General features: G+C 68.4%; 9 protein-coding genes. 8 read left to right on the top strand and 1 reads right to left on the bottom strand.

Annotation, left to right across the window (positions count from 1 at the left end; translation table 11 throughout):
* Both KIT86_RS05450 and KIT86_RS05445 read left to right on the top strand, forming a co-directional pair.
* On the top strand, window positions 1–742 hold a 742-nt coding region (locus KIT86_RS05450; RefSeq protein ID WP_297395755.1), incomplete at its 5' end, for an ABC transporter ATP-binding protein.
* Window positions 743–771: 29 nt separating this feature from the next.
* Window positions 772–2,226, top strand: a complete 1,455-nt coding sequence (locus KIT86_RS05445) for an aldehyde dehydrogenase (RefSeq protein ID WP_297395753.1) — start codon at window positions 772–774, stop codon at window positions 2,224–2,226.
* A 146-nt stretch (window positions 2,227–2,372) separates the two neighbouring features.
* On the opposite strand, the gene KIT86_RS05440 is transcribed toward KIT86_RS05445, so the two are convergent.
* Complete coding sequence (locus KIT86_RS05440) at window positions 2,373–2,594, bottom strand: hypothetical protein (RefSeq protein ID WP_297395750.1); 222 nt, start codon at window positions 2,592–2,594, stop codon at window positions 2,373–2,375.
* 534 nt (window positions 2,595–3,128) lie between these two features.
* Between KIT86_RS05440 and KIT86_RS05435 the strand changes: the two genes are divergently transcribed.
* The 6 genes from KIT86_RS05435 (at window position 3,129) to KIT86_RS05410 (ending at window position 6,392) form a co-directional block, all read left to right on the top strand.
* Window positions 3,129–4,052: an SOS response-associated peptidase family protein gene (locus KIT86_RS05435; protein ID WP_297395747.1), complete on the top strand. Its 924-nt coding sequence runs from the start codon at window positions 3,129–3,131 to the stop codon at window positions 4,050–4,052.
* Between the two features lie 405 nt (window positions 4,053–4,457).
* The gene (locus KIT86_RS05430) at window positions 4,458–4,787 is read left to right on the top strand and encodes a hypothetical protein (RefSeq protein ID WP_297395744.1); all 330 of its coding nucleotides are present in this window, start codon (window positions 4,458–4,460) and stop codon (window positions 4,785–4,787) included.
* Between the two features lie 59 nt (window positions 4,788–4,846).
* Window positions 4,847–4,990, top strand: a complete 144-nt coding sequence (locus tag KIT86_RS05425; RefSeq protein ID WP_297395743.1) for a hypothetical protein — start codon at window positions 4,847–4,849, stop codon at window positions 4,988–4,990.
* Between the two features lie 119 nt (window positions 4,991–5,109).
* Window positions 5,110–5,586 carry a CreA family protein gene (locus tag KIT86_RS05420; protein ID WP_297395740.1) on the top strand — a complete coding sequence of 159 codons (477 nt, stop codon included), beginning with the start codon at window positions 5,110–5,112 and terminating at the stop codon, window positions 5,584–5,586.
* Between the two features lie 21 nt (window positions 5,587–5,607).
* Window positions 5,608–6,087 carry a hypothetical protein gene (locus tag KIT86_RS05415; RefSeq protein WP_297395738.1) on the top strand — a complete coding sequence of 160 codons (480 nt, stop codon included), beginning with the start codon at window positions 5,608–5,610 and terminating at the stop codon, window positions 6,085–6,087.
* On the top strand, window positions 6,084–6,392 hold the full coding sequence (locus KIT86_RS05410; RefSeq protein WP_297395735.1) for a single-stranded DNA-binding protein: 309 nt from the start codon (window positions 6,084–6,086) through the stop codon (window positions 6,390–6,392). The genes KIT86_RS05415 and KIT86_RS05410 overlap by 4 nt, the downstream gene beginning before the upstream one ends.
* The last annotated feature ends 37 nt before the right edge of the window (window positions 6,393–6,429 follow it).

Raw genomic sequence — 6,429 nt, 5'->3', positions numbered from 1 at the left:
CGCCGGCTACGGCGCCTTCCTCGTGCTGCGCGGCATCCGGCTCGACATCCAGCCCGGCCTCACCGTCGTGCTCGGCCCCAACGGCGCGGGCAAGACCACGCTGCTCAAGGCGCTCAACGGCCTCATCCCGCGCAGCGGCACCGTGCTGCTCGACGGCCAGGAACTCGCCGAGAAAACCCACGAAATCGTGCAGGCCGGCGTGGCCCTGGTGCCCGAAGGCCGGCAGCTCTTCCCGCAGATGACCGTGACGGAAAACCTCGAACTCGGCGGCTGGCTCTGCCCCAAGGCCGAGCGCGCCCAGCGGCTCCAACGGGCCTTTGCCGACTTCCCCAAGCTCAAGGAACGCGCCACGCAACTGGCCGGCACCATGAGCGGCGGCGAGCAGCAAATGGTCGCCGTGGCCCGCGCCATGATGTGCGCGCCGCGCCTGCTCATGCTCGACGAACCCTCGCTCGGCCTGGCGCCGCGCATGGTCGACGAACTGCTCGCCATCGTGCGCCGCATCGCCGACGCCGGCACCACCGTGCTCATGGTCGAGCAAAACGTCAAGAAAGCCCTGGCCGTGGCCGACCGCGGCTACGTGCTCGAACGCGGCACCCTGGTCGCCAGCGGGCCGGCCCGGCTGCTCGCCCGTTCCACCGTCATCCGCGAAGCCTACCTCGGCGCCGACAAAGACCCCGCCAGTGGCACCACCAGCGCGGCCGACGCCGTGCAGCGGCGCAAGCCCGTCGCTACCCACTGAACACCCCAAGCAACCCAGGAGAAACCCCGATGTCCGACTTGTCCATGCTCATCAACGGCCTCAAGGTCACGGCCGAAAAAGGCGCCACCTTCGAGCGCCGCAACCCCCTCGACGGCAGCGTGGCCACCCGCGCCCCTGCCGCCAGCCCGGCCGACGCCGTGATGGCCGTCGAAGCCGCCGCCGAAGCCTTCAAGACCTGGAGCGAAACCGGCCCCAACGAGCGCCGCGCCCTGCTGCTCAAGGCCGCCGACGCCCTCGAAGCCAAACTGCCCCAATTCATCGAAGCCGTGGCCGCCGAAACCGGCGCCACCGGCATGTGGGCCGGCTTCAATACCATGCTCGCCGCCAGCATGATCCGCGAGGCCGCCTCCCTCACCACGCAGGTGGCCGGTGAAGTCATTCCGTCTGATGTGCCCGGTTCGCTCGCCATGGGCGTGCGCCAGGCCGCTGGCGTGGTGCTCGGCATCGCGCCCTGGAACGCGCCCATCATCCTGGGCGTGCGCGCCATCTGCGTGCCCCTGGCCTGCGGCAACACCGTCATCTTCAAAGGCAGCGAAAACTGCCCGCGCACCCACCAGCTCATCGTCGAAGCCTTCCAGGACGCGGGCTTCCCGCCCGGCGTGGTGAACTACATCACCAATGCCCCGGCCGATGCCGGCGCCGTGGTCGAGGCCATGGTGGCCCACCCCGCGGTGCGCCGCGTGAACTTCACCGGCTCCACCAAGGTCGGCAAGATCATCGCCATGACCTGCGCGAAATACTTGAAGCCCGTGGTGCTGGAGCTCGGTGGCAAGGCGCCCATGGTCATCCTGGACGACGCCAACATCGAAGACGCCGTCAACGGCGCGGCCTTCGGCTGCTTCGCCAACAGCGGCCAGATCTGCATGAGCACCGAGCGCCTCGTGGTCGACCAGAAAATCGCCGACGAATTCGTGAAGAAATTCAGCGACAAAGCCAGGGCCCTGCCGCTGGGCGACCCGCGCAAGCCCGAGCCCGTGGTGCTCGGCTCCGTCATCGGGCAGGGCACCGTGGACCACTGCAACGCCCTCATCGACGACGCGCTCGCCAAAGGCGCCAAGCTGCTCTGCGGCGGCAAGGCCGACAGCACCCTCATGCCCGCCACCGTGCTCGACCACGTCACGCCCGCCATGCGCATCTACCACGAAGAAACCTTCGGCCCCGTGAAATGCGTGGTGCGCGTGAACGGCGTGGAAGAAGCGATTGCCTGCGCCAACGACAACGAGTACGGCCTGTCCTCCGCCGTGTTCGGCGGCGACATGGCGCGCGCCTTCAACGTGGCGCGCAAGATCGACAGCGGCATCTGCCACGTCAATGGCCCCACCGTGCACGACGAGGCGCAAATGCCTTTCGGCGGCGTGAAGGGCTCGGGCATCGGCCGCTTTGGTGGCAAGGCCGGCATCAACGAATTCACCGAGCTGCGGTGGATCACGATGCAGACCACGCCGCGCCACTATCCGTTCTGAGTCGCCTCCAGCAGGTCGGGCGCCGCGCAAGGCCAGATTCGGCATAGCAGCGCGGCCCCGCCCACATTGGCCTTGCGCGCCGTGGCCCCACGCTCCCCGGGGTGGTGCCCATCGCCGGGCCGTTCCCGGCGCAGGCCCGGCCGGCCTCAGAAACGCCGGCTCGCGGCCGCTTCGTCTTCCGCGAACGCTTCCCGCCACGCCTGCCGCACCCGCGCGCGAGCGGCCTTCAGGGCCGCGAGCTGGCTGCAGATCTTGTCGCGGTCGTCCAGACCAATGTCAAAGCCAGAATCGCGAAACTGGCTCTCGGCGGCCTCGAGTTCTCGCTCGGCCAATCTCCAGGCTTCAATCTTCGGCGATCGCGTCGACAAACAGGCACTCCTTTCAGGTGCGCCAGCCAAGGTCCTTTTTCCACAGCATGCATCCATGGGCGATCGCGGCACCACGGCGATCTGCAAGGCACAAGCCCCATCTTCGCCACGCCCGCGTGCTCTGCGGGTAGGACAGGGCGACGGCTTCAAACGTTTACAAATGGGGAGGACACCGCCTACACCGCCGCTGCGCGCGGGCCTACATGGCTTCGGCCACCACGACGACGGCTCGCCAGCCCACCCGGGCTCACACTGGGTGGCCGGACAGATCACCTGTCCCCACGCATCGGAGCCCCCCATGAACCACCCCCTCAACCAGATCGCACCCGACCCTCCGGGCCAGACCCCCGGCAAGCCCCTGGCCCCACCGCCACCCGGCGACCCCCGCCCGCCCGCCCCCCCGCCAGACCATCCCGATCGCGCGCCGCAGACCCGCCCGGGCGACACACCGGGGCCTGGTGTTGCGGCGGCGGCGAAGAGGTGATGCAATCGACACCCGCGTGAAGCCGCCTGACCCCGTTCGCAGAACTCACCATGTGCTACTCGGCCCAGATCTGGGCGGACTATCGAAGGTACAAGCGGGCCTACGGCGCGGAGATCGACCTCGCCACCTTCGCCGCGCTCTTCTGGTCGCGCCTGGCCCACCCGGCCATCCACATCCCCAAAGCCGTCGAGGCCTCGTTCGAGCATCCCGCGAGCGACGAGGAGCAGCGCATCCAGGCCCTCATCCAGCAGCACAGGGCCGCGCAGGCCATGGCCATCGAGCAGGAGCTGTTCAAGCAGAAGGCACGCCTGGCCGATGCCCAGCGCAAACTCGCCAGCCGGCCCAGCCATGCGGCGCGCGAGAGCGAGCGCATCGCCCTGGACAAGATCGCGCGCGGCCACAACCGCCTCAAAGACCTCAGCCGAGCCGAGCTGCAACCGCGCGACTCGCGCATCTTCCCCGGCCACTGGGCGCCGGTGATGGTCATGGAAAACGGGCGCAAGCAGATCCGGCTCATGCGCTACCAATGCCGGCCCGCCGGCATGCCCGCGGCCTCCGACCAGAAGTACCCCGGCACCTACAACGCGCGCAAGACCAGCCTCACGGGCTTCTGGCGGGAGCAGTTCGGCCACACGCACGCGCTGATGGTGGTGGACATGTTCTATGAAAACGTGAGCAGGCCCGAGGGCCATGTGGTGCTCGAATTTCACCCTGAACCGGCCGAGCCGATGCTGGTGGCCTGTCTGTGGTCCCGATGGACGGCACCCGGCCAGGACGACCTGCTCTCCTTCGCCGCCATCACCGACGACCCGCCGCCCGAGGTGGCCGAGGCCGGGCATGACCGCTGCATCGTTGCCATCAAGCCCGAAAACGTCGATCGCTGGCTGCAGCCGGACGCGGCGCGCCTGGACGAGCAGATGGCCATCCTGGAAGATCCGCAGCGGCCCTACTACGCGCACCGGCTGGCTGCATAGGCGCTGCGGCGCGGCTCACCAACCCAGCTTTCGTCTCGGGCATTCGGGCCGGGAAACCCGGGCAGGGCGAGGTCGGTGCCCAATAACGAAGCGCTCGGTGTCCGGGTTAACTTGAATGCTTTCGGGTTAATGCCATGGCTATACTCCGCCGTCGCGCCAAAAAAAGGCGCGGCCTGGTTTGACGGCCAGAAAGAAACCGATGCGGCGCGAGTCGCGTTTTTTCGGCGCAGCCGAGCGACTTGTCGTCCGTGCCCGTTTTATGGCGGCTCGGATGGGGAGCCGCGAGGCTCGCCGGTTTTTTCCGCATGCGGTTTCCCGGTCCGTCAACCCGTCCGAGCTGCCGCCCTCATGACCAGTGAAGGGCGGCGGTGGTGTACACCCAACCGAACGCAGCGAGCCCCCGTCATGGACCGACCCACCAAAGCCAAAGCCGCCCGCCCTTCCTCCCGTCGCCTCAAGAACGAAGGCCTCCTCACCCACCTCCTTGTGCTTGCCGTGCAGGCCAACGAGCAGATGGGCCAGCTCGCGCTGCTCATGGACACCCGCTCTTCGCTGGACGATGCCCTGGCGACCCCGGCAGAGCAGGGCGTGCTGGACACCGCGTCCCCGGTGGTGCAGCGCGCTGTGCTCAAGCACACGCTCAATGGTGAAATGCGCCGTCAGCTTCGCGTGCTCTCGCACACGGTGGACGCGCTGTACGACTGCGCGGACCAGCTCACGAGCCCGGCCAGCTGATCGCGCGGGCCAGGGCGCCGCGTTCGCCGGCGGCGCAGCGCGCTGTCCTACACGGCGGCATGGCGCACGCTGACAGGCCAGAGGCTCCAGGCTCCCTACGATGGGGCATCGTCACAAGGAGCACACTCATGAACACCATCATCTACATCGTGGGCCTGGTCGTCGTCATTGGCGTCATCCTGAGTTTCTTCGGCCTGCGCTGAAGCGGCCGCAACCAGCCACGTGCGGGCGCTTGCGCGAGGCTGTAGGACAAGACCGCGCTGGCCTGCGGCCCGGGGCGACCTGCTACCGTGTGGCCATCCGATTGCTCCGAAAGCCCGCCATGCGCCCCTGCCTCGCCCCCAGCCTCCTGCTGCTCGCCGCCGCCCTCACCACGGCCACCCATGCCGAAGAGATCGGCTCGGTGGACACCGTGTTCAAGTTCATCGGGCCGGACCACAAGATCGTGGTGGAGGCCTACGACGACCCGGGTGTGGCAGGCGTGGCCTGCTACATCTCGCGCGCCAAGACCGGCGGCATCAAGGGCGCCTTCGGCCTGGCCGAGGACAAGTCCGAGGCGTCCATCGCGTGCCGGCAGGTCGGCCCCATTGCCATTGCCAAGCCCATCAAGGAACAGGAGGAGATCTTCAGCGAGCGCACCAGCCTGATCTTCAAGCGCCTGCGCATCGTGCGCATGGTGGACGCCAAGCGGCATTCGTTGGTCTACCTCACGTACTCCGACCGCGTGATCGAAGGCTCGCCGCAGAACTCGGTGGCGGTGGTGGCGGTGGATCGGGCGACCCCCATCCCGGTGAGGTGAGGGGGGGTTATCCTTGGTCGCATGACTGCTGAGACCCAAGACCCCATTCACGAAGCCCGCGTCTGGAGCGACGAGCACTGGACGGCCCGCGTCGTCAAGAACGAAGACGATGACGGCTGGGCCGTCGCCATGTACCTGGACAACGGGGCCGAGCCAGCCCTGGTGGGCCCCTGGACGATGGGGCGCGACAAGAAGAACCCCAAGCCGCTGGACCCCGCGGCTTTCAACACCCTGGTGAAGACCGCCAAAGAGGTGATCCGCCGCTCCGAGCAGCAGCGGCACGCAGAGCTGAACAAGAACGTGACGGTGACGGTGGACGGGCAGCGCATCCGCGTGGCCCTGGCCATCGTGCCGGACGAAGAGGGCGCCACCGCCACCTTGCGCGCGCTCGATGAGTTCGATGCCGAGCTGGCCTGCGTGCCGGTGCCGCCGACCTTCAAGCTGAACGTGGACAGCGCGCAGGCCTGGATCGCCGCCGGGTTCGAGAGGCCCGCGCGATGATCGACGGCCTGGTCGCTGGCCGCCTCATGGGCGAGGCCTCGCGCCGCGTGGACAAGGCCGGGCGCGGCTACATCGTCGCCCGCGTGCTGGCCCGCAACCGGGCAGACGAGGAGTTCATCGTCAATGTGATCGCGTTCGACGAGGCGGCCGGCCAGGCGCTGGTGGCCTTGCGCGACGGCGAGTCGCTCAGCCTCTCGGGCGGGCTCACGCCCAAGGTCTGGACGGACAAGCAGGGCATCGTGCGCCCCAGCCTGGACATGGTGGCCACCCACGTGCTCTCGGCGCACCTGGCCGGCGGGGGTTGACCCCGCGTTCCCCAAGGGCGCGCGCCTCTGCGAAAAT

This window comes from Hydrogenophaga sp. (assembly GCF_026125825.1).
Lineage (GTDB): Bacteria > Pseudomonadota > Gammaproteobacteria > Burkholderiales > Burkholderiaceae_C > Hydrogenophaga.
The sequence above is the reverse complement of the archived record's forward strand: the minus strand, read 5'-3'. Positions and strand labels throughout refer to the sequence as shown.

Bases quoted from the DNA above. Each gene is read 5' to 3' on its own strand.
- KIT86_RS05445 (WP_297395753.1), top strand. From the start codon at position 772: ATGTCCGACTTGTCCATGCTCATCAACGGCCTCAAGGTCACGGCCGAA.
- KIT86_RS05435 (WP_297395747.1), top strand. From the start codon at position 3,129: ATGTGCTACTCGGCCCAGATCTGGGCGGACTATCGAAGGTACAAGCGG.
- KIT86_RS05430 (WP_297395744.1), top strand. From the start codon at position 4,458: ATGGACCGACCCACCAAAGCCAAAGCCGCCCGCCCTTCCTCCCGTCGC.
- KIT86_RS05425 (WP_297395743.1), top strand. From the start codon at position 4,847: ATGGCGCACGCTGACAGGCCAGAGGCTCCAGGCTCCCTACGATGGGGC.
- KIT86_RS05420 (WP_297395740.1), top strand. From the start codon at position 5,110: ATGCGCCCCTGCCTCGCCCCCAGCCTCCTGCTGCTCGCCGCCGCCCTC.
- KIT86_RS05415 (WP_297395738.1), top strand. From the start codon at position 5,608: ATGACTGCTGAGACCCAAGACCCCATTCACGAAGCCCGCGTCTGGAGC.
- KIT86_RS05410 (WP_297395735.1), top strand. From the start codon at position 6,084: ATGATCGACGGCCTGGTCGCTGGCCGCCTCATGGGCGAGGCCTCGCGC.